The sequence below is a fragment of the Streptomyces camponoticapitis genome (genome assembly GCF_014646115.1).
GTDB lineage: Bacteria > Actinomycetota > Actinomycetes > Streptomycetales > Streptomycetaceae > Streptomyces > Streptomyces camponoticapitis.
In genome coordinates, this window is sequence record NZ_BMMV01000006.1 from 204,284 (window position 1) to 227,889 (window position 23,606).

At 70.6% G+C, this 23,606-nt stretch carries 19 protein-coding genes; 9 read left to right on the forward strand and 10 right to left on the reverse strand.

All coding sequences use genetic code 11. From position 1 onward, the window contains the following. Positions 1 to 90 precede the first annotated feature (90 nt). Entirely contained in the window at positions 91 to 2,352 is a 2,262-nt protein-coding gene (locus IEY79_RS11645; RefSeq protein WP_189107494.1) for an AbfB domain-containing protein, read from the reverse strand. Positions 2,353 to 2,751: 399 nt separating this feature from the next. Between IEY79_RS11645 and IEY79_RS11650 the strand changes: the two genes are divergently transcribed. Together IEY79_RS11650 and IEY79_RS11655 are read left to right on the forward strand one after the other, a co-directional pair. Then, complete coding sequence (locus IEY79_RS11650; protein WP_189107328.1) at positions 2,752 to 3,066, forward strand: nuclear transport factor 2-like protein; 315 nt, start codon at positions 2,752 to 2,754, stop codon at positions 3,064 to 3,066. A 151-nt stretch (positions 3,067 to 3,217) separates the two neighbouring features. Then, positions 3,218 to 3,724, forward strand: a complete 507-nt coding sequence (locus tag IEY79_RS11655; protein WP_189107329.1) for a hypothetical protein — start codon at positions 3,218 to 3,220, stop codon at positions 3,722 to 3,724. Between the two features lie 39 nt (positions 3,725 to 3,763). Here the strand turns inward: IEY79_RS11655 and IEY79_RS11660 are convergent, their stop codons facing one another. Next, a complete protein-coding gene (locus tag IEY79_RS11660; RefSeq protein ID WP_189107330.1) occupies positions 3,764 to 4,168 on the reverse strand; it encodes a cupin domain-containing protein in 405 nt (134 codons plus the stop codon). Between the two features lie 133 nt (positions 4,169 to 4,301). Here IEY79_RS11660 and IEY79_RS11665 point away from each other — a divergent pair, with 133 nt between their 5' ends. After that, positions 4,302 to 5,240 carry a helix-turn-helix domain-containing protein gene (locus IEY79_RS11665; RefSeq protein WP_308426665.1) on the forward strand — a complete coding sequence of 313 codons (939 nt, stop codon included), beginning with the start codon at positions 4,302 to 4,304 and terminating at the stop codon, positions 5,238 to 5,240. Positions 5,241 to 5,287: 47 nt separating this feature from the next. On the opposite strand, the gene ligA is transcribed toward IEY79_RS11665, so the two are convergent. The 3 genes from ligA to hemC all read right to left on the reverse strand — a co-directional run bounded on the left by ligA (position 5,288) and on the right by hemC (position 9,505). Further along, positions 5,288 to 7,435, reverse strand: coding sequence for an NAD-dependent DNA ligase LigA (ligA, locus tag IEY79_RS11670; protein ID WP_189107332.1), 2,148 nt, complete (start codon positions 7,433 to 7,435; stop codon positions 5,288 to 5,290). A 99-nt stretch (positions 7,436 to 7,534) separates the two neighbouring features. After that, on the reverse strand, positions 7,535 to 8,458 hold the full coding sequence (locus IEY79_RS11675; RefSeq protein ID WP_189107333.1) for an LLM class F420-dependent oxidoreductase: 924 nt from the start codon (positions 8,456 to 8,458) through the stop codon (positions 7,535 to 7,537). A gap of 111 nt (positions 8,459 to 8,569) precedes the next feature. Continuing rightward, on the reverse strand, positions 8,570 to 9,505 hold the full coding sequence (gene hemC / locus IEY79_RS11680) for a hydroxymethylbilane synthase (protein ID WP_189107334.1): 936 nt from the start codon (positions 9,503 to 9,505) through the stop codon (positions 8,570 to 8,572). Positions 9,506 to 9,889: 384 nt separating this feature from the next. Between hemC and IEY79_RS11685 the strand changes: the two genes are divergently transcribed. Further along, positions 9,890 to 11,098 (forward strand): cytochrome P450, encoded by a 1,209-nt coding sequence (locus IEY79_RS11685; protein ID WP_189107335.1) that lies wholly within the window; start codon positions 9,890 to 9,892, stop codon positions 11,096 to 11,098. A gap of 10 nt (positions 11,099 to 11,108) precedes the next feature. Further along, complete coding sequence (locus IEY79_RS11690) at positions 11,109 to 12,236, forward strand: type III polyketide synthase (RefSeq protein ID WP_189107336.1); 1,128 nt, start codon at positions 11,109 to 11,111, stop codon at positions 12,234 to 12,236. Positions 12,237 to 12,266: 30 nt separating this feature from the next. On the opposite strand, the gene IEY79_RS11695 is transcribed toward IEY79_RS11690, so the two are convergent. Further along, positions 12,267 to 12,659: a trypco2 family protein gene (locus IEY79_RS11695; RefSeq protein WP_229700811.1), complete on the reverse strand. Its 393-nt coding sequence runs from the start codon at positions 12,657 to 12,659 to the stop codon at positions 12,267 to 12,269. 62 nt (positions 12,660 to 12,721) lie between these two features. Between IEY79_RS11695 and IEY79_RS11700 the strand changes: the two genes are divergently transcribed. Genes IEY79_RS11700 through IEY79_RS11710 form a run of 3 tightly spaced genes read left to right on the forward strand, consistent with a single transcriptional unit; the run spans position 12,722 to position 19,052 of the window. After that, a complete protein-coding gene (locus IEY79_RS11700; RefSeq protein WP_189107337.1) occupies positions 12,722 to 16,621 on the forward strand; it encodes a tetratricopeptide repeat protein in 3,900 nt (1,299 codons plus the stop codon). Further along, entirely contained in the window at positions 16,621 to 17,757 is a 1,137-nt protein-coding gene (locus IEY79_RS11705; RefSeq protein ID WP_189107338.1) for a GlnX family signal transduction membrane protein, read from the forward strand. The genes IEY79_RS11700 and IEY79_RS11705 overlap by 1 nt, the downstream gene beginning before the upstream one ends. Then, complete coding sequence (locus IEY79_RS11710) at positions 17,754 to 19,052, forward strand: extracellular solute-binding protein (RefSeq protein WP_229700812.1); 1,299 nt, start codon at positions 17,754 to 17,756, stop codon at positions 19,050 to 19,052. Before IEY79_RS11705 ends, IEY79_RS11710 begins: the two co-directional genes overlap by 4 nt. A 39-nt stretch (positions 19,053 to 19,091) precedes the next feature. Here IEY79_RS11710 and IEY79_RS11715 read toward each other — a convergent pair whose 3' ends face one another. Then, positions 19,092 to 20,048, reverse strand: a complete 957-nt coding sequence (locus IEY79_RS11715) for a right-handed parallel beta-helix repeat-containing protein (protein WP_189107339.1) — start codon at positions 20,046 to 20,048, stop codon at positions 19,092 to 19,094. Between the two features lie 272 nt (positions 20,049 to 20,320). Here IEY79_RS11715 and IEY79_RS11720 point away from each other — a divergent pair, with 272 nt between their 5' ends. Further along, the gene (locus IEY79_RS11720) at positions 20,321 to 21,073 is read left to right on the forward strand and encodes an SGNH/GDSL hydrolase family protein (protein ID WP_189107340.1); all 753 of its coding nucleotides are present in this window, start codon (positions 20,321 to 20,323) and stop codon (positions 21,071 to 21,073) included. 64 nt (positions 21,074 to 21,137) lie between these two features. On the opposite strand, the gene IEY79_RS11725 is transcribed toward IEY79_RS11720, so the two are convergent. From IEY79_RS11725 to IEY79_RS11735, 3 genes are read right to left on the reverse strand one after another with little or no spacing between them, the layout of a single operon-like run. Beyond that, entirely contained in the window at positions 21,138 to 22,847 is a 1,710-nt protein-coding gene (locus IEY79_RS11725) for an FAD-dependent oxidoreductase (protein ID WP_189107341.1), read from the reverse strand. Continuing rightward, a complete protein-coding gene (locus IEY79_RS11730; RefSeq protein WP_189107342.1) occupies positions 22,847 to 23,110 on the reverse strand; it encodes a UBP-type zinc finger domain-containing protein in 264 nt (87 codons plus the stop codon). The genes IEY79_RS11725 and IEY79_RS11730 overlap by 1 nt, the downstream gene beginning before the upstream one ends. Before the next feature lie 5 nt (positions 23,111 to 23,115). Then, a complete protein-coding gene (locus IEY79_RS11735) occupies positions 23,116 to 23,601 on the reverse strand; it encodes a thioredoxin family protein (RefSeq protein WP_189107343.1) in 486 nt (161 codons plus the stop codon). Between the last annotated feature and the right edge of the window lie 5 nt (positions 23,602 to 23,606).

Genomic DNA, 23,606 nt, shown 5'->3' on the forward strand with positions numbered 1-23,606 from the left:
TATCTCGTCGCCGGGCGGTCGTTCGGATCGGGCGGCGCCGCTCCCGTGCGGGAGCGGCGCCGCCCGGCATCCGGTGGAACACTCCCGCCGTCAGCCGGCCCAGGGATTGTCGACGGACCAGGTCGTGTCCTCCGTGAACGCGGCCGGGTTGTCCCAGGCACGCGCACCGCCCCGAGTCGCCATCCACACCTCCGAGTTGATGTGCCGGAGATAGGCGCCCGCCATGTTGTAAGCGGCCAGCCGCACTCCCCCGGCGGCGGGCAGCGCGCAGAACGTGGCGTCGGCGCGGAAGAGCGCCGAGCCGTCGCCCGCCTCCTTGTACACGCGGAAGTCGCGGTGCCGCAGATACTGTCCGGGGTAGTTGCGGGACTCGAAGGAGTAGCAGCCGCTGCCCGCGAGACCGGGGACGATCTTCCAGGTGGCGTCGTTCTTCAGCAGGGCGTCGCTGTTCGCGTCGACGGGCGCGGTGAACGTGAGCCCGTCCTGGTGGCGAAGGTACTTGCCGGTGTGACCGGGCGTCGTCACCCGGAGCGACTTGTTCTGGCCGGTGGGCAGCGTCACCGGGGGCGGCGGGTTGCGTGAGGCCTCGACGAGCGCGAGGTTGGCGGCCCGGAGCCGGGCCGCGTCGACCTTGACCACCTGCCGGTCGTACGTGAGCAGGCCGTTGGCCTCGTTCTCGACATCGGTGATCTCGGTGTAGACGGACGCGGACAGTCCGCTCGGCATCTGATTCTCGCGGATGGTGTCGATCAGCCCGACGAGACGGTTGTCGAGCGCGGCGGCGCTCGCCTGGTCCTCGTAGCTGAAACCGCCGCCGGGGTACCACTCGTGTCCGGGCACCTTCCAGCCCAGCCCGCCGAACTCGCCGAGGACGGCCGCGCGCGTGGCCGTCGGTGTCGTGGTGCCTGGCCCGACATAGACGTGGTTGTCGATGACGTCGCCGTTCCCGCCGTCGACGGAGCCGCAGCAGTTCACGCCGCTCATATTGTTGACGAGGCGGGACGGGTCGTACGCCTTGACCTCGTTCGCGATGCGGGCCTGGTCGTACTGGCCCCAGCCCTCGTTCTGATTGACCCACATGACCAGTGAGGGCGAACTGCGGTGCTGGTCGATGATCCGGTCGTACTCCGCCTCCCACTGCACACGCGCGGCGCTGTCCGGTGTCCGGGTGTCCATTGACGGCATGTCCTGCCACACCAGCAGACCGAGCCGGTCCGCCCAGTAGAACCAGCGCTGCGGCTCCACCTTGATGTGTTTGCGGACCATGTTGAAACCGAGGTCCTTGTGCTTCTGGAGGTCGTACCGCAACGCCTCGTCGCTGGGCGCGGTGTAGATGCCGTCCGGCCAGTAGCCCTGGTCGAGCGTGCCGGTCTGGAAGACGAACTCGCCGTTGAGGAGCGGGCGTTGGACGCCGCCGACCTTGCCGACGGAGATGGAGCGCATCCCGGCGTAGCTGCCGACCGAGTCGACGGTCGTGCCGCCCGTACCCGACAGCAGATCGGCCTTCACGTCGTACAGGAACGGATCCTCAGGGGTCCACAGACGCGGGTTCGGGATCGCCACCGAGAACTGGCTGTTCACCGGGCCGGTGGCGGCGGCCACGGTCGTACCGCCGGAGGAGACCGTCACTCTGGCGGTCCCGCCGGTGGTGCCGGCGCCGCGGACGGTCACCTTCAGCGTGCTGTCGGAGAGGCTGGGCACCATGTCGAGCCGGGTGATGTGCGTGGACGCGGTGGGCTCCAGCCAGACGGTCTGCCAGATGCCGGACGCCGCGGTGTAGAAGATGCCTCCGCCGGGGTGCGGCGTGACGTCGTTGATCCGCTGCTTGCCGACGGCCTGGCCGCCGGTCTGGGAGGGGTCGAAGACGGAGACGACCACGGTGTTCGTGCCCGCCGTCAGCAGCGGAGTGATGTCGTAGGTGAAGGCGTCGAAGCCCCCGCTGTGGGCGGCGCCGGCCTGTCGGCCGTTGACCCAGACCGTGGTCTGCCAGTCACTGGCCCCGAAGTTCAGCTGGACGCTGCGGCCACTCCAGCTCGCCGGCACGGTGAAGTTCCGCTTGTACCAGAGCTTGTCGCTCTGGGTGATCTTGCGCTGGATACCGGAGAGGGCCGACTCGGCGACGAACGGGACCCTGATCTGCTCGGGGAACGTGGCGGGCTGCCCCGCGTTCGCGCCGGTGACCGCGAAGTCCCAGATGCCGTTGAGGTTGGCCCAGTCGGGGCGGGTGAGCTGGGGGCGCGGATACTCCGGCAGCGGGTTGTCGACCGGAACCTGATTCGTCCACGGGGTGGTCATCGGGGACGGCTTGGGCTGCCAGGCGGCGGGCTTCGCCTCGGCGGGGCCGGCCGCCATCACCAGGCTCGCGCACAGGAGCAGCAGGGCGCCGAGCCAGGCGGTCGCGCGGTTCCGGGGACTTCCGGCATTCCTGGGACTCCTGACGGTGGCGGTGCGGGGAGCCGTGGGGGTGGGGCGTGGCAGCGGGGCGTACGGGTCGTACGAGGCATGCATGGTCGATTGCCCTCCTCGGTCATACGGGCGAGGACGGTGCTGATGCGGCCCGTAGGCATCTTTTACATCGTTGGAAGAAGGCTGTACACCCTCCCCGCAGGCCCGGTTCCGCCGGGCGGCGAGGCGCTGCGGCAGGCGTGATGATGGCACTGCCTCAGGGCGCCGTCCGGGCGGCGGGCGGTGCCGTCGGCGTACGCGCCGGCCAACCCGGTCACACCAACCCAGTCACAAGGAGGACCACACATGAGCGTCAGCCCCGAAGACCCGACGGTCGCCGCGTTCGTCTCGGCGATCAACGCCGGCGATCGCGATGCCCTGTTCGCCCTTCTGACGCCGGACGCCACGATGTCCGACGACGGAAGCGAACGGGACCTCGCGGGCTGGGTGGACAAGGAGATCTTCTCCGTGGGCGGCCATATGGACGTCGAGACCGCCTCCGACGGGGGCCGCTCGCTGAAGGCTTCGTTCACGAACGCGACGTACGGCACCATGCGCACGCGCTGGGCCTTCACCGTCACCGACGGCCGTATCAGCCGCTTCGAGACGGGCCAGGCGTAGATCTCCTCCTGTGACTCCGTCGGCGGTCCCCCACGGTTCTCACCAGCCTCTACCGCGGTTCGGATCTGGCGGAACGATGAGTCCGGGCGGGTTTCCGAGTCACCACCGGCACAGGGCAGCTCTGCCGGCGAACCGCGAAGAGGAGAAACCGATGCGCCATCCGACACCCCACCCGGCGCTGAGCCGCCTGGACGTTCTCGTGGGCGAGTGGGACATGTGGGCGGCCGGGCACCGGGCGGGTCCGGTGCGGACCGAGTTCGCCTGGCTGGAGGGCGGCGCCTTCCTGGTCCAGCGCGCGGATCTGGGGCCCTCGACGGTGCTTCCGCCGGAGTGGGGAGCGAACGCGCCCTTCCCCACGAGCACGATCACCGGTTACGACGACACCGCCGACGAGTTCACGACGCTGTACGCCGACGGCCGGGGCGTCGCGCGTGTCTACCGTACGAGCCTGACCGCAGGCGTCTGGAAGCAGTGGCGTGCGGCGCCGGGCTTCCACCAGCGATTCACCGGCACCTTCGACGAGGCCGGCGAAACGATCAGCGGCGGCTGGGAGCGATCGGAGGACGGTGAGTTCTGGGCGTCCGACTTCGACGTGACGTACGTCCGGCCCGGCGTCCGTCCGCCGTCGCCGTCGTTGTCGTCGAACGGGCCGGTATAGGCAGTCCGGTGCGGGACGGCGGGGAACGCGCGAGCACCGTCAGGCGCCGAGTCGGTGGCCCGTCGTCGCGTCGACATGGGCCGGGATCTCGTCGTGCCGGTCGCCGACCGTCGACGTCCCGGAGGGCTCGAACATCATGATCGCGGTGCGGGAGGCGGCGTACGGCTTGTGCTCCGTGCCACGGGGGACGGTGAACACCGCTCCCCGGGGCAGCACGACCGTGCGCTCTCCCGCGGGCTCACGCAACGCGATGTGGAGCTCCCCTTCGAGTACCAGGAAGAACTCGTCGGTGTCCTCGTGGACGTGCCAGACATGCTCGCCCTCTACCTTGGCGACGCGCACGTCGTAGTCGTTGACCCGCGTCACGATACGAGGGCTCCACAGGGCGTCGAAGGAGGTCAGCGCCTTGTCGAGGGAGATGGGCCGGCCGGTTCGATCGTTCATGCGCCCATGCTCGCCGGTTCCGCTCGGCCGGCGTGAGTGCTAGCAATCTCATATGGCGCAAGAATCCTCGCAGGGCTCGCCCCCTAGCTCGGGCCCGGGCTCGGACGTCCCTCGACGCACCCACCGGGTCGTGGTGATCGTGGACGAGAACTCGAACCCCTTCGAACTCGGCTGCGCGACCGAGATCTTCGGTCTGCGCAGGCCCGAGATCGGCCGTGACCTCTACGACTTCCGCCTCTGCTCCCCCGAGCCGGACACCCTGATGCGAGACGGATTCTTCACGCTCACGGGCGTCGCCGAGCTGGCGGTGGCCGACACGGCGGACACTTTGATCGTCCCCAACCGGCCCGATGTCGAGGTGCCCCGCCGCGCTGCCGTGCTGGACGCCGTCCGGCGGGCCCACACGCGCGGGGCGCGCCTTGTCGGCTTCTGCAGCGGCGCCTTCACTCTGGCGGAGGCGGGGGTCCTCGACGGGCGCAGGGCCACGGCGCACTGGCAGTGGGCCGACTCCTTCCGGGCCCGCTTCCCCTCCGTATCACTCGAATCGGATGTGCTGTTCGTGGACGACGGGGACATCCTCACGGCGGCGGGAAGCGCCGCCGCGCTCGACCTCGGACTCCATGTGGTCCGCCGTGACCACGGCGCCGAGGTCGCCAACTCCGTGAGCCGCCGGCTGGTCTTCGCGGCGCACCGGGACGGCGGGCAGCGGCAGTTCGTGGAGCGCCCGGTGCCCGATCTGCCGGACGAGTCGCTGGCACCCGTGCTCGCCTGGGCGCAGGAGCGGCTGGACTCCCCGCTCGCGGTGGCCGACCTCGCGGCGCGCGCGTCGGTCAGCGCCGCGACACTGCACCGCCGCTTCCAGGCCCAACTGGGCACGACACCGCTGGCGTGGCTCACCGGTGAACGGGTCGCCCTGGCCTGCCGGTTGATCGAACGGGGCGAGTCACGCTTCGAGCTGGTCGCGCGGCGAAGCGGCCTCGGCACGGCCACGAACCTGCGGACGCTCATCCGCCGCGAGACCGGCCTCACGCCGTCTGCCTACCGGCGCCGCTTCGGCCCCGGCCCCACCTGACACCGCCGGTCCGGGGCAGCGGACCCGACCGCCCGATGCCCTCCGCGTCACCGCCCCGCGGCGGCGGCGCTGTCACCGCCGGCCCCATCGGCCCCATCGGCGGCGCTGTCACTGTCGTCGAGAAGCTCCGCGATCAGCTCCGCGAACTCGTCGGGCGAGGCTATGCGCGTACCGAGCTGTTCGGCCTTCTCCCGCTTGGATCCGGCGTTCTCCCCCGCGACCAGCAGGGACGTGCGCTTGGAGACGCTGGAGGAGGACTTGCCGCCCGCCCGCTCGATCAGTTCGTTCACCTGGTTGCGCGAAAGCTTCTCCAGAGGGCCAGTCATCGCGCCCGTGACGACCACGGTCATACCGTCCAACGGGCCGCCCGGCGCGGCGACTTCACCGTCCTCGGAAGCCGCCGGATCGTCGGACGGGGGCGTGGCGCCGGGCTCGATCATGTTGACCCCGGCGGCGCGCAGCTTCTCGACGAGGCCGGCCAGCTCGGCCAGCTCCGCCACGATCGTCGGGGCCTTCTCCACCCCGATCCCGTCGACACGCTGCATCGCCGCCTCGTCCGCGGCGCACAACAGCTCCATCGAGGCGAAGTGCCGTGCGATCCGGCGGGACATGGAGCGGCCGGTGCCGCGCACCCCGAGGGCGGCCAGTACGCGGGACAGCGGCTGCCCCTTGGCCCGCTCGATCGCGGCCAGGAGATTGTCCGTGCTGGTCTCCCCCATCCGGTCGAGGCCGAGGATCTGCTCACGGGTGAGGGTGAACAGATCGCCGATGTCCGCGATGAGACCGGAGTCGACGAGCTGGACGACACGGGTCGCGCCCAGCCCCTCGATGTCGAACTGATCGCGTCCGGCGGCGTACGAGATGGAGGCGACGACATGGCAGTTACGGCCCCGGACACAGCGCCACCGCTGCTCCGAGGTGTCGATCTCCGAGCCGCACTGGGGGCACACCTCGGGGAAGACGATGGCCTTCTCGTCGCCGGTGCGCAGGTGTGCCACGGGCGCCTCGACCCGGGGGATGATGTCGCCCGCCTTGTACACCATCACGTGGTCGCCGATCCGCAGGTCACGGCGGGTGATGTCGTTCGGGTTGTGGAGGGTGGCGTAGGCGACGGTCGATCCGTCTATCTCGACCGGCTCCAGGACGGCTCGGGGCGCGATGGTGCCCGTCCGGCCGACGTTCCACTCCACGTCCAGCAGCCGTGTCACCTTCTCGACCGCCGGAAGCTTCCAGGCGATCGCCCAGCGGGGCGCGCGGGAGCCCGATCCGGCGGCCAGCTGGTCCGCCGCGGCGTCGGCCTTGATGACGATGCCGTCGATACCGAACGGCAGCTCCGCCCGGAGCGCCGCGATCTCCTCCACGCGGACGCGCACGGCCTCGGCGTCGGTCACCGTCCTGGGCGGAACGGTGGTGCCGGCCGTCGTGTGCACGCCCAGACCCGCCACATACGTGAGCACCTCGCCGTGTGGCAGCGCGGCCAACGAGGCGGCCAGGTCGGCACCGGTATCGGAGATGGGCAGGGCCGCGTACGCGAAGAACGTCATCTCCACCTGGTACGGACGGTCCTTGGCTCTGACGCTGCCGGCAGCGGCACTGCGCGGGTTCGCGAACGGCGTCCCGCCGTGGCTCGTGCGGAGCGTGTTGGCCTGTTCGAACTGGTCGGTGGTCATCAGGACCTCACCGCGCACTTCGAGCGTGACAGGCTCCGTGAGGCGGTCGGGCAGACCCATGATCATCCCGATGGCGTGCGAGACGTCCTCGCCCGCGAGCCCGTCCCCGCGCGTGATGAGCCGGGCCAGCCGGCCCTCCTCGTACCTGGCGGCGACGGCCAGGCCGTCCAGCTTCGGCTCGACGCTCCAGCGCTCGACCGGGCGCCCGATCCGGCGCTCCACCGACGCGGCCCAGACGGTGAACTCGTCACCACCGAAAACATTGTCCAGGGACAGCATCGGCACCGTGTGCGGTACGTCCCCGACGACCGCGCCGCCCGCCACCTTCCCGCTGGGCGAGTCGGCGGAGATCTCGTCCGGGTGAGCGGCCTCGTAGGCCGCTATGCCCCGCGCCAGACGGTCGTAGGCGTCGTCGTCGAGGGCGCTCTCGCCCGTCGCGTAGTAGGCGGCGGCGGCCTTCGTCGCGGTCTCCACCGCGACGGCGTAGGCGGCTGCGTCGACAAGTACGGCTGCGGGTGTCGTCATGTCTCACATCTTGCCGCCCACCACTGACAGTGCCCCTGCCCGAGCTGTGGGCAGGGGCCTGACCAGGCGCTTTGCCAGTGGTGGACGCCGAGTGCGCGGTCAGCCGGCGAGTCCGCCGAGGAGGTCCCAGGTGCGCCGCCGGTCGGCGTCCCCCGCGATCTCCGTGCCCGCGAACACGACCTCCGTCGCCCCGGCGTCCCGGTAGCGGCGCACCTCGGCCGCCACCGTCCGTTCGTCGCCTATCACGGCGACGTCGACGGCGCGTTCGCCGCCGGAGAGCTCGATGGCACGCGCGTAGGACGGGATCTGCTCGTAGAAGGCGAGCGCGTCGGTGGCCGTCTCGCGTACGGCGTCGACGTCGTCCGTGACCACACCGTGCACGAGCGCGACGATCCGGGGCGCGGGGCGGCCGGCGGCCTCCGCCGCCGCGGTGACGGTGGGCACGATGTGCTCGGCCAGCGCACGCGGCCCGGCGAGGTACGGCAGGATCCCGTCCGCCAGTTCCCCGGTGGCGCGGAGCGCCTGGGGGCCCATCGCGGCGACCAGCACGGGCACACCGGAGTCGGCTCCCGGCACCCGCGCCGGCATGGGGGTGTGGGCGCTGAGCAGCTCGCCCTCGAAGTCGGCGCTGCCGGTCTCGGTCAACTGCCGCAGGACGGTGAGGAATTCACGCAGCCGCGCGACGGGGCGTTCGAACGGGATGCCGAAGCCGCCCTCGGTGAGAAACCTGGTGCCGAGCGCGAGCCCGAGATGGTAGCGGCCGTGCGTGGCCGCCTGCGCGGTCAGCGCCTGGCTCGACACGATCAGCGGGTGCCGTCCGAATACGGGGATCGCGGACGTACCCACCTGGAGGTCCGGTACCTCACGTCCCACGATCGCGGCGAGTTGCGGCGAGTCGGCGCCGAAGGTCTGGCCGAACCAGGCGGACCGCAGTCCCGCCGCCGCGGCCTCCTGGGCGAGCGTTACGGTGGCGTCGATCTGGTTGTCGGGATCCGTCGCGTTGAGTGCTACTCCCACAGTCATGTCCCCGAGAACCCGCGCCCGCCGGTCGTCCATTCCGCTCTTGTGTGACGGCTGTGTGTCAACTCGCCCTGGGCGAACGGGTTTCGGCCAGGCGACGGGCGAGCGGGAACCTCAGTGAGCGATGGAGTCGATCAACTCGCGCGCTCCCTGCCGGAGGAGTGCCACGGCCACGGACGTGCCGAGGGTCGCCGGGTCGAGCGGGCCCGCCCACTCGTGCGCGTTGAGGACCGTCTTGCCGTCCGGGGTGAAGACCCGGGCGCGCAGGGAGAGGCCGCCACTGCGCTCCGCGTGCGCGAATCCGGCGATCGGGCTGTTGCAGTGCCCCTGGAGGACATGGAGGAACATCCGCTCCGCGGAGGCTTCCTTGTACGTGTCCGGGTCACCGAGCCCGGAGACCGCGTCGATGGTGTCGGTGTCGTCCTCGCGGCACTGGAGCGCGAGGATCCCGGCGCCGATGGGCGGGCACATGAGGTCCACCGGAAGGGCTTCGGTGATGACGTCGGTGCGCCCGATCCGCTCCAGACCCGCGACGGCCAGCAGCAGGGCGTCGGCCTCGCCGGCCGCGAGCTTCTCCAGCCGGCGGTTGGCGTTTCCACGCATCGGTACGCAGAGGAGGTGCGGGTGGGAGGCGGCGAGCTGGGCGACGCGCCGTACGGACGACGTACCGATCCTGGTGCCCGCGGGCAGCTCGTCGAGGGTGCGTCCGCCGGGGTGGACCAGGGCGTCGCGGATGTCGTCCCTCTTCAGGAAGGCGGCGAAGACCGTCCCGGCGGGCAGCGGCCGGTCGGCGGGCACGTCCTTCACGCAGTGCACCGCGAGGTCGGCCTGTCCGGCGAGGAGGGCGGCGTCGACCTCTTTGGTGAAGGCGCCCTTCCCCTCCACCAGCGAGAGATCGCCCATCCACTTGTCACCGGTCGTCTTGACCGGGACGACCTCGGTCGCGATGCCGGGGTGGAGCGCGGTCAGTTCGGCACGCACTCGCTCCACCTGTGCGAGCGCCATCGGCGAGTCGCGGGAGACGATGCGGATCAGTTCAGGGGTGGACATGGCGTTCACCCTAGAGCGTGGGGACAGCGCTCCGGGCACCCGCCCCGACCTCCATCACACCCGCGCGGAAGCCACGTTGACCGCTTCGGTCAGGTGTACGAGCGAGGTGGTCGCGCTCCGGCGCGTTCGCGGCTCCGCCACCCCGCCGGGCGTGCGCCGTAACGCTCCGCGGAGCGCTGTAAAGGCTCCATAAGCAGATGGCCGAATGTATGACTACGTCTCTTCGAAGTCCGCACACGGTGTCGGAGCGAGTGCGCCCGAGACCGCCGGTTACCCGTACAGGTGAGCTTGGCATCGCCGCGCATGGCGGCACTCCCCACACGGAATGAACTCAAAGTTGCCAACGTCACCCTGAGTGACCATCCTTGCCGTGGGAGTGCTGTGATGACCGGCGTTGACTCAGTACAGACCTGCCCCTTCCGCCATGACGAGGCCCTGGAACCCGACCCCTTCATGACCCGGATGCGTGTCGAGGCACCCGTCGCCCGTGTGCGTATGCCGTACGGCGAGGGCGAATGCTGGCTGGTGACCCGGTACGAGGACGTGAAAACCGTCACCTCGGACCGCCGCTTCAGCAGAGCCGCCCTGATCGGGCGGGACTTCCCCCGGATCACTCCGGCGCCCATCGCGCAGTCCGAGTCGATCAACCTGATGGACCCGCCCGCGCTCAACAGGGTGCGCAGGCTGATCACCAAGGCCTTCACCACCCCGCAGGTGGAGGCGCTGCGCCCATGGACCCAGCGGACCGTGGACACTCTGCTGGACACCATGGAGAAGAGCGGCGCTCCGGCCGACATCGCCGACCACCTCGCGGACCGGCTGCCGCTGATGACGATCTGCGAGCTGCTGGACGTCCCCGAGGCGGACCGTCCCCAACTGCGGCAGCGCGCCATGGACATGATGTCCATGAACGCGGCCGACCGGAGTTCGGCGGTCGAGGCGAAGGCATGGCTGCGGGCCTACTTCTCCGAGCTGACGGCGGAGCGGCGGCGGGCGCCCGGCGATGACCTGATCAGCGGCCTGGCCACCGCCCGCATCGGCGAGGAGATGCTCGACGCGGACGAACTCGCCGTGCTGGCGATGCTCCTGGTGATCACCGGTCACGACACCACCACGTACAACATCAGCAACATCGTCTACACGCTGCTGACCCGGCCCGAGCACGCGGCCGAGCTGCGCGCCCGGCCCGAACTGCTCCCGCGGGCACTTGAGGAGCTGCTGCGTCACATCCCCTTCCGCCAGGGCGTCGGCATCCCCCGAGTGGCGACGGAGGACGTCGAGTTCGACGGTGTGGTCATCAAGGCCGGCGACACGGTGCACGTGTCCTACCTGACGGCCAACCGTGACGAACTCGCCTACGACCGGCCGGACGAGCTGGACTTCCACCGCGAGAACCCCGCCGTGCACATGACCTTCGGGTACGGCAGCCACCACTGCCTGGGCGCCCACCTGGCGCGCATGGTGCTCCAAGTCGCCATCGGCACACTGCTCACCCGTTTCCCCGACCTTCGTCTGGCCGTCCCGGCGGAGGAGGTGCGGTGGAACACCGTCTCGATCTGGCGATACCCGCTCGCCCTGCCGGTCACCTGGTAAGGAGCTGATCATGGCAACTCTGTGCAGGCCCGCCATCGCCGTCCCCGAGCACGTCATCACCCTGGAACAGACCGTGGAACTGGCACGGGAGCTCCACCCCGACCACCCCCAACTCGAACTCGCCGTGCGGCTCATCAGCAACACCGGTGTCCGGACAAGACGTCTGGTGCAGCCCATCGAGACGACACTCAAGCATCCGGGCTTCACCACCCGTAACGCCGTCTACGAGGCCGAGGCGAAGACCCGGGTGCCGGAGGCGGTCGTCCGGGCCCTGGGCCACGCCGAACTGACGCCGCGGGACATCGACATGATCGTCTACGTGTCGTGCACGGGCTTCATGATGCCCTCGATGACCGCGTGGCTCATCAACAGCATGGGCTTCCGACCGGAGACCCGGCAGCTGCCGATCGCTCAACTGGGCTGCGCCGCGGGCGGTGCGGCCATCAACCGGGCGCACGACTTCTGCTCCGCGTACCCGCGGTCGAACGTGCTGATCGTGTCCTGCGAGTTCTGCTCGCTCTGCTATCAGCCGACGGACCTCGCGGTGGGCAATCTGCTCTCCAACGGTCTCTTCGGGGACGCCGTCGCCGCCGCGGTGGTACGCGGCGAGGGAGGCACCGGCGTACAACTGGAGCGCAACGGCTCCCATCTGGTGCCCGACACGGAGGACTGGATCTCCTACGCGGTCCGTGACACCGGATTCCACTTCATGCTCGACAAGCGGGTGCCCGGCACCATGTCCGTACTCGCGCCCGCCATGCGGGAGATGGCCGAGCCGCACGACTGGGACATCTCCGGACTGGACTTCTACATCGTGCACGCCGGAGGCCCCAGGATCCTGGACGACCTCTGCCAGTACCTCGACGTGGGGGCGGAGATGTTCCGCTACAGCAGAGCGACCCTCACCGAGCGCGGCAACATCGCGAGCGCCGTCATCTTCGACGCGCTGGACAGGTTCTTCGAGGACGGCGGCGCCGAGCACGGCGCGCGCGGGGTGATCGCCGGCTTCGGTCCCGGCATCACGGCCGAACTGACCCTCGGCACCTGGTCGGTGGGCGGCCGGGAGAGCGGACAGATCGAGCGGGAAGTGATCCTTCCCCCGCCGGTCCTGATGGCGGGCTCGGACGCGGCCGGCTGATCCGGGGCGGCATCCGGGCCGCCGCTCCCCTCAGGTGCCGGACGGGGACCTCCTCTCGTCCGGCACCTCCTCGCCCACGTCCCTGGACCATCCCGGCCCGCCCACGAAGGCGCCCCACTCTCCCGACTGGCCGTCCCTGTCGTGCGGCATCAACTCGATCTCGATGCGGTGCATGCTCTCGCGCGCCGCCGTCCCGCCCGCCTCGGCCGTGACGACGCCGATGTTCAGGCCGCCCCTCCCGGTGCCCTCGCGCCGCACCTGCACGGAGAACTCGACGTGCACCCGCTCCACCCGGAACTTGAGGCTTTTCTCGAGGCCGGCCTGTTGTGCCGCTTCCAGCTCCTCGCGGATCCGGCCGATCACCTCGGCGAGACCGACGGTCTCCTCGCCGTCGTGCCCGCCGCGTCCCCCACGTCCGCCCATTCCAGCCCTCTCGTTACCCAGTGGGGGTCAGTTGTCACACCCCGTGGTTATTGTTGAGCAGTATGAGGCAGCTGGAGTCCACATCCAACTCCCCGTCACAGGAGGGCCCTTGGCGGGTCCGGCTGGTCGAGGGGGAGAACAGCGCCGCCCCGCCGCTCGGTGCGGGCGTGCTGCTGCCGGGTGGGCTGGTGCTCACCTGCGCCCATGTGGTGCTGTACAAAACCCGCCGCGGGCCGGACGGTTCAGGGGGAGCGGGCCGGCGCGAGGATCCGCCCCGGCCGGTCGAGCGGCTGTACGCGGAATTCCCCGGCAGCTACGCGCAGCCACCCCTGCGGCTGCGGGCCGAGGTGCTTGCCGACCACCTCAGGCCGCCGACCTCGCACTTCAGCGCCGACATCGCACTGCTGAAGCTGGACTCCGTGCCTCCGGTGGAAACGGCCGTGCTGCACCGCCAGATCCCGGCTCTCAACGAACTGGTGCACTCCGTCGGCTATACGGACGAGCTGCCCGGCGGCGAGACCATCAACGCCCGCCTCATGGGGCGCGGCGGCCCGGCCCGGTATTCCGAGTGGGTCCAGCTCAATCCGGTCGACGAGTCGTTCGCGGTACGCCCCGGCTACAGCGGCGGCGGTGTGGTGCACACCGGCACGGGCGGGGTCATCGGCATCATGACGTACCGATACAAGGACCACCGGTTCTCGGTCGACTACGCCTACATGATCCCGACCGAGACGATCCTGCGGTATCTGTCGGTCCTGCGGCCCCGGTCGGCCGATCACCGGGACGAGTTGAAGGTGACGGGACGCGCGGCCCTGTCGCACACCATCCCCATCGATCCGCCCAGGAGCGGTTCGAGCCGCTCCGCCGCCCTGCGCCGCAAGGTGACCCACTGGCTCATCGACGCGACTCCGGCGACGGGCACGGCACCGGCCCCCGCCCCGGATCCGGTGTCCGGGGCAGACCCGGCGGCCGGCAGGCGCACGGCCACCGAACCGGTCGAGCTGGTCTTCGCCCGCGACGGCCGTCCCGACGACATCTCGGCGATCTACGCGACGCTCAATCTCGCCGACCGGGAACGCAACCCGCGGCCGGCCGGCCGCGGCGACGCCACCGGACCTCCCGTCGGCTCGATCGACATGGCCGTGGACGCCCAGGGCCGGACGGCGGGCGAGCTGGTCGCCCGCACCGCCGAACGCATCGGCCTGGTGGGACCGTCCGGCCTCACCGGACCGGACGTACGGCACGGACCGCACGAGCATGAGGGGCCGGAGAAGCGAGAGACACCGGACGAGCACGACCGCCTGCTGGCGCTGATCGCCGGGGAGGGCCCGCCGATCTCCGCCGCCTTCCTCTCGGTCGACAGGACCGCCCCGACGGGCGAGGCGGCGTTGCCGCTGCTCAAAGCATTGCGGAAGGGCCGGCTGACCCGGTTGCTGCTCGTCTTCCGCGACCCGGCGTCCCCGCTGCTCGAAGGGGTCGTGGACAGTCTGCTCGACGACGCGTGGGCCGAGCGCCGCACGACCGCGGTCGCGGCGCGACTCGCCGTGCTCGCCGAGCTGGAGAAGAGGTTCCGAAGGCTGTTCGCGCACTCCGGGGACGGGAGCATCACCGACGCGCCGCGGCCGGTGTACCGCCAACTGGCCTCGCGGCTGGCCGAGTTGCGTACGGACGGCGAGGTACCGCAGAAGAGCGCCGCCCTCGCGTACGACCTCTTCCTGCTCGACATCGCCGTCGAGGAGGCCGTCCAGGGGACCGGGGCCGCCGTACAACTCCTCGACCGCCCCAACTCACCCGGTGAGTACGTCGTGAATCCGTCCGGCGGCGGCCTCACCGATCTGCCGCACATCACCGTCGCCGATCCGGACGCATTCGTCGAGCCCGAGCCCGACGCCGGCCCGGAGACCCCGGAGGAGCCGGACGCCGGTCTCGTACACGGCCAGGAGCTGCACCAGCAGTACAAGGTCGTCGGACTGCTCGGCGAGGGCAGTTACGGTCAGGTGTATCTGGCCCGCGACCAGATGCTGGACAGCCGTCCGGTGGCGCTGAAGGGCGTACGGGATCCCGACGACCCGACCGACCGGTGGATCTCCCGGCTCGAACTGCTCCGGCTGGTCAGTCTCAACCACCCCTCGATCATCAAGGTGTTCAACTACGCCCGGCATCCCGGCCGCCCGGAAGAGCCCGAACACCCGGCGAACAAGGCCCGGTTCATCGTGATGGAGTTCGCGGACGGCGCGCCGCTCCAGTGGGTCGCCGAGCAGATCGCGCGCAACGCGGCGCCGTTCGACGGCTATCGCGTCCATGAGTTCATCTCCGTCTACGGACTGCTGATCCTGGACGCTCTGCGCTATCTGCACGAGGACGAGGGCTTCGTCTACGGCGACCTGTCCCTCACCAACGTCATCCACTGCGGCACCGGCATCAAGCTCATCGATGTGGCGGGCGTACGGAAGATCGGTCACGCGGGCCCGGTCACCTATCCCGCTCCCGAACTCGGCGGTTCCACCAAGGTGACGGTGGCGGCCGACCTGTACGCGGTCGGGGCCGTCCTCCAGGAACTGCTCGACCGGGTCCCCGCGCGCCCCGCCGACCTCGGTACGACCTCACTCCAGCGGGTCCTGCACCGGGCGCGGGCACCGCGGCCCGAGGACCGGTTCGCCGACGCGCAGGAGATGTCCGTGCAGCTCCGCGGCGTGCTGCGCGAGTTGCGCTCGCTGCGCCTCGACGAGGAGACGTTCGAGCCCTCACCGCTGTTCTCGGTCGCGCCCGCCGCGCTCGACGGCGAGCTCGGCAAGGCGCCGCCCCTCGAACAGTGGCGGCACGGCGGGAACGAGAAGCGGCCCCTGGCCATACGGCCGCCGGAACCGGCCGAGGTGGCCGTCGGCCTGCCCGTGCCCAAGGTGAGCCCGCAGGACCCGAACTGGAAGGAGCTGCAGCGCACGTCGTACGACGATCCGGCCGGGCTGCTCCAGCTCAGCGCCGACTGGCAGCTCTCCCCCGAGCTGGCGCTCCTGCGCTGCCGTCTCCACCTGGAGGTGGGCCGCTACCAGTCGGCCGACGCGGGCAGACATCTGGCGTCGGCCACGGCCGAGTTGGGGCGGGCCCAGGCCGCCGTCGGCGCGCTGGCCGAGTCCGACTGGCGGCTGCGCTGGCACCAGGGGCTGCTCCATCTCGCCGGAGACGACACGGCGTCGGCGCTGCGGGACTTCGACGAGGTGTACGCGGCGATTCCCGGCGAGTACGCGCCCAAGCTCGCGCTCGGCTACTGCCACGAGGTCCTCGACCGCCCGCAGGAGGCGATGGTCTTCTACAGCGCGGTGTGGAAGCGCAACCACGCGCTGGGCAGCGCCGCCTTCGGCCTGGCCCGTATCCATCTGGCGGACGGCGACACCGGACTCGCCCTCGGCCGGCTAGAAGCCGTTCCCGCCGACTCGCGGCACCGCACCGCGGCCCGCACCGGCATGGTGCGTATCCACGCGGATCTGCCGGCCGACGGCTCCCCGCCCACCGTGGCCGCCGCCAAGAAGGCGTGCGAGGCGCTGCACCGGCTGGCCAGATACGAGGGGCTGACGGACCGTCTCGCACACGAGCGCCTGCGCACCGACCTGTTGGAGCTGTTGCTCCGGCTGGTCGCCACTCCCCCGGAACCGGATCCGCTGCGCACGCTCCGCCGGGCGCTGGACGACGAGGTCCCGATGCCTCGCACCGAGCACGAGCTGCGGAAACAACTGGGCGCCGGCTATGAGCGGCTCTCCGAGCAGGTGCCCCGTACCACCTCGCGCGAGCACACCACCCTGGAGCGGGCTCTGCTGGACAACGCCTACCGCACCCGCCCGTTCGCGTTCGCCCACAGCAGGGGCGAGCAGCGCCAGGGCCGACTGCGGGGTTGGCGGCCGGGCCGGCTGCGCGGCCGGGCCCCTGACTCGCCGGCGGAGGCGGACACCGCAGCCGGGGAGCGGTGATGGGCCGCCGGTTCACCGTGCCCGCGTTGCTCCGGTCCGCCCGGGCCGCGGGGCGGTCGACGGGCCGCGCCGTGTGGCATTCGACAGGACGGCCGACGTGGCGCTGGTCCGCCGGCCGCAGGCCCGCCACGGGCAAGCGGCGGCACACCGCCCCGTTCCTGTTCAGCCGCATGCTGCTGCTGCCCGCGCTCGCGCTGACCGTCCTGGCGCTCGCCGGGACGGCGTACCTCGACCTGCACGGCCGTACGCAGCAGCTGCGCGAGCGCTACGCCCCCGCCATGGTCGAACTGGCCCACGCCAGAACGTCGTTGCACCTCGCGGACGTCGAAGCCACCCGACGTCTCGGCCACAGCCACAGACCTCCCCTGTCCCAGATCGGTCTCGTCGGGCTCGGCGAGAGGTATCCGTCGCTGCTGACCGAGGCGGAGCAGAGCCTCAACAACATCGCGCAGACCAAGGCGCTGCGCACCGCCCAGGAGCAGGAGGTGCGTGTGGTGTCCGGGCTCGTGGTCGCCTATGACGACTGGATACGCTGGTCCGACAGCCATCACGAGAACAGGGTCCTGCGCACGGCGGGGCTGGCCTACGCGGAGAGTCTGCTGCACGACACGGGCAACCCGCCCGAGCCCATGGCCGTGCTCGACCGCATCGAGGCCCTCGAAGGGGAGCTGGACGCGGACGCGTCGAAGCTCTCGGGCTGGAGCGCACTGTCCGCCGTGACGGCGTCGGGAGCCCTGCTGGCGTTGCTCGTTTTCCTGTTGGCGGTCGTCGGCACCCTGGACTTCATCCGGGACCGGTTGCATGTGCGCAGCCTGCTGCTGGTGATGTACGCGCTGCCCGTCCCCCTGGTCCTCGGGGTGCTGGTCCTGGGCGCCGTCGGCCAGCACCGCGCTCAGCGGGAAGTGCGGCACGCGGGCATCGAGCTGTCCGCGGTGCTCGCGACGCCCAAGGCAGAGCTGACGATCGAGGATCTGGACGAGAAACTGGCCGTCGCCCTGCGCGGCACTCATCCGGGCCAATGGGCGCTGGCCGCCGAAGTCGCCCTGACCGTCGGCTCGGTGGGCGCCGTGGCGTCGGGTTTCACACTGTTCCACTACGGCCGAAGACACTTGAAGATCTTCTGGAGGACGCCGTGAGGGCTGCGTACCGTCTCTTCCGCCCGGTGCTCGCGGGCGCCCTTCTCGCCGGGGCGGCCCTCCTCTCGGCGGGCTGCGCGGCCGAGGAGGAGCCGACGCTGGTGGTTCTCGGCCCATGGACGGACGGCGAGGAGACGCCGTTCAAGACGACGCTCGCGAAGATAGGGGAACGAACGGGCCGGCAGTACGTGTACAAGGGCACACGCTCGCTGCGCGAGACACTGGTCGCCCAGCTGCGGACGGACACCCCGCCCGACGTGGCGATCCTCAACGGCCCCGGTGAGCTCGCCGAGTACGCGCTCAACGGGGACGCCCAGCCGCTGGAGGGGGACGTGGAGAACAAGGCAATCTTGCCGTGGGCACCCAGTCTCTCGGTCACCACCGCGGCGGGCACGGTCAGACACACGTACTGGGTTCCCATTCGGGTGGACCTCAAGTCCATCGTCTGGAGCAGAGCGGGCGAGGAGGACGCGGGGCCGGAAGAAGCCGTGTGGTGTCTGGGCATGGCCTCGGGCGCGACCTCCGGGTGGCCCGGCACGGACTGGATCGAGGATCTGCTGCTGCAACGCCAGGGACACGCGGTGTACGAGGATTTCGCCACCGGCCGACTGCCGTGGGACGGAGAGCCCGTGAAGCAGGCGTGGCAGGACTGGGCCACCCTGCTCGCCGCCGACCAGCCCGGGAACGGCCGGTCCTCGCTCACCAGGCACTTCGAACAGCTGGGCGCGGGCAGCTACGGCCTTCTGAAAGGGAAGGACTGCACTCGCGAGCACCAGGGTTCCTTCATCGGCCGCCACTACGGCGACGACGTGACGCCCGCTCCGACCTCCCGGTTCATCGACTGGCCGCCGAAGAACAGGAACGTCTTCGAGGTCTCGGGCGACATGGCAGCGGTGTTCAAGCCGAGCGACGCGGCGTGGGAACTGATGCTGGAACTCACCTCGCCCCGGACGCAGGCCGACTGGGTCGAGGCGGCGGGCCCGGGGGAACGGCCGTATTTCCCGTCCGGCAAAACCCGGACGGCGGCCACGACGGGCAAGAACGCCCCGACCGGGGCCTCGGCGGACGTGGTGCGGATGTTCAACGACGCCGATCAGATCTGCGTGGACGCGTCCGACGCCATGCCGTCGACGCTGCGGGGCGCCTTCCAGCGGGCCGTACTGCAATTCCTGGAGAAGCCGGAGGACACCGAGCTGCTCGACGATCTGCTCGCGCAGTTGGAGGCCGAGCGGGTGTTGCAGCGTGAGGCGGACTCGTTCGCCTTGGACGATCTGTGCGGCGCACCGCCGGGCTGAGGGCCCGGCGGTGCGTATGGCGACGGATACGGGCGGCGGTCAGGGCGTGATGGCGATGTTCGTCAGGCCGCGGCCGCCGGTGACGGTGTTGTTCGAGTGCACGGTCGTCCGGCAGCCGGCGGTGTCGGCGGTGACGTTGATCGCGAGCTGCTTGTCGCCGGTCGCGCCGGTCAGATCCGACTTGTTGCCGCGGAAGACCGTGCCGCAGCCCCAGCCCGACTGCTGGGTGTGGGTCTCGAAACCGTTGTTGGTGGTGTTCTTCCCGGTGTTGTTCTCGACGAGGGTGTTGTTGCCCTTCACATCGACCCAGGAGTCGTCGAAGTTGGCACCGGTCAGCCCCCGGCCGTCGAAGGTGTTGCCGATGATCTTCGCGCCGGTGGTGCCTTCCTTGATGTCGATGGCCTCGCCGCCGACGTCGGGGCCGATGGTGTTGCCGATGATCTGCGCGTTGTCGCTCTTGTCGGAGGTGCCTCCGGCGGAGCCGACGTAGACGCCCTCGCCCATGCCCCGGCCGTCGTTGCCGGTGTCGTAGATCCGCGAGTTCTTGATGACACCGTCGCGGCTGCTCTGGCGGAAGTGGACACCTTCCATGTCCAGGTCGTGGACGACGACGGAGTCGATGACGACGCCGTTGGCGCCGTCCGCCATGATGCCCTTCTGGGCGCCGGTGAGGGTGATGCCCTTGACGGTCCAGTAGGAGGCGCCGTTGAGGTGCAGCACATAGCCGCCGCCCGCGCTGAGCACGGCCTTCTCCGAACCGGTCAGCGTGATGCGGGAGTTGGCGGTGCCGGCGACCAGCGCCTTGAAGTTTCCGGTGTAGAGGCCGTCGGCGAGCTGGATCGTGTCGCCGGGCCGGGCGGCGGTGAGCGCCGACTTCAACTCGGCGGCGGTTTTCACGTTGATGACCGCGGCATGGGCGGGAGTGACCGTCGCGGACAGCACGCCGGCCGTCGTGGCAACGGCGAGGAGGGTGGGGAGCAGCCTTCGAGCACGCATCGCAAGCGCCTTCCTGCGGAGTGTGGGGTCGCATATGCGAACAGGGAACGAGCTTGTGAACAATGGAGCTGATTGGCCACCGTAGGGACACCGACCAACCGCGTCAAGGTCCATACCAATAGCGGGACTTCGGCCTTACTGCCCGCACACACACCCGAACATTCCGGTATCTCCCGGCACTTTGGCCACGCCGGCGCCCGGCACATGGAGGCCCGACACTCCGGTGCGGCGATCGCTTGCAGTATCCGCACGATCGATCGTACTTTTGTGTCATGACGACTGCGGCAAAGGCCCTCACCGAAGAGACCGATCCCTTCTGCCTCTCACCGGCACGTGCCGCACAGCTCCTCGCCGGTGCTCCGTGGCGACGGTTCGCGGTGGCCGGCGACAGCCTGGCCGTCGGCACCGGGGACCCGAGCCCCGGCTACGCGAACGAGCCGTGGGCGGAGCGGGTCCGCGGCGTACTGCGGCGCGTCCACCCCGAGTTGGCCTATCTGAACACGGGCACGATCGGGGCGACGGCCGCCGACACGCTGGACCGGCAGATGGACGAGATCGTCGCCTTCGGCCCGGACCTGCTCCATATCTCCTGCGGTGCCAACGACTTGTTCCGGCGGCGGCCCGACTTCGGCCTCGCCGAGCACACGGCGCGGCAGGTGTTGGAGCTGGCGGCGGGGACCGGGGCGCGGCTGACGACGTTCACGCTGGGCAGGGCGTTCGACGTAACCACCATCCCCGACTTCCCCCAGCGGGTGCGGAAGCTCAACGACATCACGCTCCGCCTGGCGGCCGAGTACGGCATGGTGCTCGTCGATATGTGGGACCACCCCCTCAACGCGCGGCCTGATCTGCTGAGCGCGGACCGCATCCACTTCTCGACGTCGGGCCAGGCGGTACTGGCGTCGGAGGTGGTCAAGTCACTGGCAGCGGTGCTCGGCCCGGTGGGCTCGGCGGAGGGGCCGAGGGTGGACGTACCGGACCGCCCCACCAGGGACTGGGTCTACGCGCCGGACTTCACGGGCTGATCGGGCTGATCGGGCTGATCGGGCCGGGTGGAGCACCCCGGGCGGGCGCGGTGGCAAACCGCCCTCAGGGCGTGCCGAAGCCCTCGCGGGCGCGCCGTTCCTGGATGAGGCGGACCGCCATCGCGCCCTCGCCGACCGCCGATGCCACGGTCTTGACGGAACCGCCGCGTACGTCGCCGGCGGCGAACACCCCGGTGAGCGTCGTCTCCAGCATCAGCGGGGCGGGGGTCAGCGACCGCCGGGGCACCGGGCTGGTCGACGCGACGGCGTCGGGCCCGGACAGGACGAAGCCGCGCCCGTCCAGGGGAAGCGTGCCCTTGAGCCAGCCCGTGTGGGGCCTGACTCCGATGAAGACGAAGAGCGCCCGTACCTGTGTACGGCTCCGCTCCCCGGTGCGGTTGTCCTCCACCGTGAGCCCTTCGAGCGAGTTCCGTCCGTGCGCTTCCCGGACCTCGGTGTGCGGACGTACCTCGACGCGTGGGTGGCGTTCGATCTGGTCCACCAGGTAGCGCGACATGGAGGCGCCCAACTCACCTCCGCGCACCAGGAGTTCGACACGTGGTGCGAACCCGGCGAGGAAGAGCGCCGCCCGGCCGGCCGAGTCGCCGCCGCCGACCACGGCGACCGGATCGTTGCCGCGCTGCCGGACCTCCTCCAGGGTGGCGGCGTAGTAGACGCTCGTGCCTTCGAGACGCTCGACGCCGGGGACGGTCAGCCTTCGGTAGCGCGCGCCAGTGGCCACGACGATGTGGTGTCCGGCCGCTTCCGTACCGTCGGCGAAGGTGACGACGTAGTGGCCGTCGCTCTCGCGCAGGGCGATCGCCTCGGCGGGCACGGTGATGGCGGCGCCGAACTTCCGCGCCTGGACCACGGCGCGTTCCATCAGCCCGCCACCCGAGATCCCGGTGGGGAAGCCGAGATAGTTCTCGATACGCGCGGACGTGGCGGCCTGACCGCCGGTGGCGACGCTGTCGACCATCGCCGTGGTGAGTCCCTCGGACGCGGCGTGGACAGCGGCGGCCAGACCGGCCGGTCCGGCGCCGACCACCAGCAGGTCGCGCACGGTGTCGGGCGGCACGCCGGTCGCGGGCAGACCGATGAGCGCGGCCAGTTCGCCGTTCGAGGGGTTGCGCAGGATGTGCCGTCCGCCCCACAGGACGACCGGTGTCTCCCCGGGTGTGATGCCGAAACGGCTCAGGAGCGCGTCAGCGCCCGGGTCGCGTTCCAGATCGGTCCAGCGGTACGGCACCTGGTTGCGGGCGGCCAACTCGCGCAGCCTGCGGCTGTCGGCCGAGTATCCGGAGCCGATGATCTGGAAACCGACGCCCTCGCCGGCGTGCTGTTCACGGCGGACGAGGAGTGCCTGGAGTACGAGGTCCCCGAAGCCCGGCTCGCGCACGACGAGTTCGCGCAGACTCTCCACGGGGAGCGTCAGCACTTCGCCGGGTTCTCGGGCGATCACGGAGTAGAAGGCCGCCCGGCCTTCGAGGAGGCCGAGCTCACCGAGGAACCTGCCGGGTCCATGGACCCGGATCTCCCGCTCGTCCGGGCTTCCGGGCCCCTTCACCACGACGACCGAACCGCGCAGGATCACCAGGAACCGCTCGCAGGTCTCCCCCTCCACGAAGAGGCGTTCGCCCTCCTCAAAGGTGCGGCGGCTGCCGGACCGGTCGAGGATGTCGATCTGTTCGGGGCTCAGCCGGGGGTAGGCGCCGTTCAGATCGGCCGTCTCGTCGGGCGGCACCTCGTCGCCCCGGACGCCGTCGGCGGACATCAGACGAGTGCCTCGTGGAGATAGCACCAGCGCCAGTTCTGGCGCGGTACGTAAGGCTCGACGATCGGATGGCCGTCCGCACGCGCGTGGAAACGAGCGTGCCTGAGCGGCGATGAGTCGCAGCAACCGACGTGCCCGCAGGTCAGACAGAGCCGCAGCTGCACCCAGGGCGTGCCCAGCCGCAGGCACTCCTCACAGCCCTCCGGGGTCAGCGGCTCGACAGATCGCACCATGGAGAGATGCGGGTCGACTCCGATGCTCATGGTGCTCACTCCTTTTCCCGTCGGACGGACTTACGGTCGGCGATGGCCTGTCGCACCCAGGACCGCAGCGCGGGCGCGGGCGCCGCGCCGGCCTGCCGGGCGATGATCTCCCCGCCGTCCATGAGGAGCAGCGTGGGCACCGCCTGGACCTCGAACCGGGCGGCGAGCCCGGGCGACCGGTCGATGTCCACCTTGACGAGCTTGATCTCCCCGGCCAGTTCCTGGGCGACCTGTTCCAGGGCGGGGCTGACCGTGCGGCAGGGCCCGCACCAGACGGCCCAGAGGTCCACGAGGACGGAGGGGCCCGGCCGTTCGGCGATCCGGGCGAAGTCGTCGTCCGCGGCGTCCGCGATCCAGGGAAGCGCGTAGTGGCAGTTGCCGCAGCGCGGGGTGCCGTCCGCTTCGGCCGGCACCCGGTTCCTGCGTCCGCAGTGCGGGCAGACGGTGACCCGCGATTCCTTGGTCCCGGCTTCCGTGACGGGCGATTCCATGGTGT

Coding starts and splice junctions, on each gene's coding strand:
- IEY79_RS11645 (WP_189107494.1), bottom strand. CDS start 2,352: ATGGCGGCCGGCCCCGCCGAGGCGAAGCCCGCCGCCTGGCAGCCCAAG.
- IEY79_RS11650 (WP_189107328.1), top strand. CDS start 2,752: ATGAGCGTCAGCCCCGAAGACCCGACGGTCGCCGCGTTCGTCTCGGCG.
- IEY79_RS11655 (WP_189107329.1), top strand. CDS start 3,218: ATGCGCCATCCGACACCCCACCCGGCGCTGAGCCGCCTGGACGTTCTC.
- IEY79_RS11660 (WP_189107330.1), bottom strand. CDS start 4,168: ATGAACGATCGAACCGGCCGGCCCATCTCCCTCGACAAGGCGCTGACC.
- ligA (WP_189107332.1), bottom strand. CDS start 7,435: ATGACGACACCCGCAGCCGTACTTGTCGACGCAGCCGCCTACGCCGTC.
- IEY79_RS11675 (WP_189107333.1), bottom strand. CDS start 8,458: ATGACTGTGGGAGTAGCACTCAACGCGACGGATCCCGACAACCAGATC.
- hemC (WP_189107334.1), bottom strand. CDS start 9,505: ATGTCCACCCCTGAACTGATCCGCATCGTCTCCCGCGACTCGCCGATG.
- IEY79_RS11685 (WP_189107335.1), top strand. CDS start 9,890: ATGACCGGCGTTGACTCAGTACAGACCTGCCCCTTCCGCCATGACGAG.
- IEY79_RS11690 (WP_189107336.1), top strand. CDS start 11,109: ATGGCAACTCTGTGCAGGCCCGCCATCGCCGTCCCCGAGCACGTCATC.
- IEY79_RS11695 (WP_229700811.1), bottom strand. CDS start 12,659: ATGGGCGGACGTGGGGGACGCGGCGGGCACGACGGCGAGGAGACCGTC.
- IEY79_RS11700 (WP_189107337.1), top strand. CDS start 12,722: ATGAGGCAGCTGGAGTCCACATCCAACTCCCCGTCACAGGAGGGCCCT.
- IEY79_RS11705 (WP_189107338.1), top strand. CDS start 16,621: ATGGGCCGCCGGTTCACCGTGCCCGCGTTGCTCCGGTCCGCCCGGGCC.
- IEY79_RS11715 (WP_189107339.1), bottom strand. CDS start 20,048: ATGCGTGCTCGAAGGCTGCTCCCCACCCTCCTCGCCGTTGCCACGACG.
- IEY79_RS11720 (WP_189107340.1), top strand. CDS start 20,321: ATGACGACTGCGGCAAAGGCCCTCACCGAAGAGACCGATCCCTTCTGC.
- IEY79_RS11725 (WP_189107341.1), bottom strand. CDS start 22,847: ATGTCCGCCGACGGCGTCCGGGGCGACGAGGTGCCGCCCGACGAGACG.
- IEY79_RS11730 (WP_189107342.1), bottom strand. CDS start 23,110: ATGAGCATCGGAGTCGACCCGCATCTCTCCATGGTGCGATCTGTCGAG.
- IEY79_RS11735 (WP_189107343.1), bottom strand. CDS start 23,601: ATGGAATCGCCCGTCACGGAAGCCGGGACCAAGGAATCGCGGGTCACC.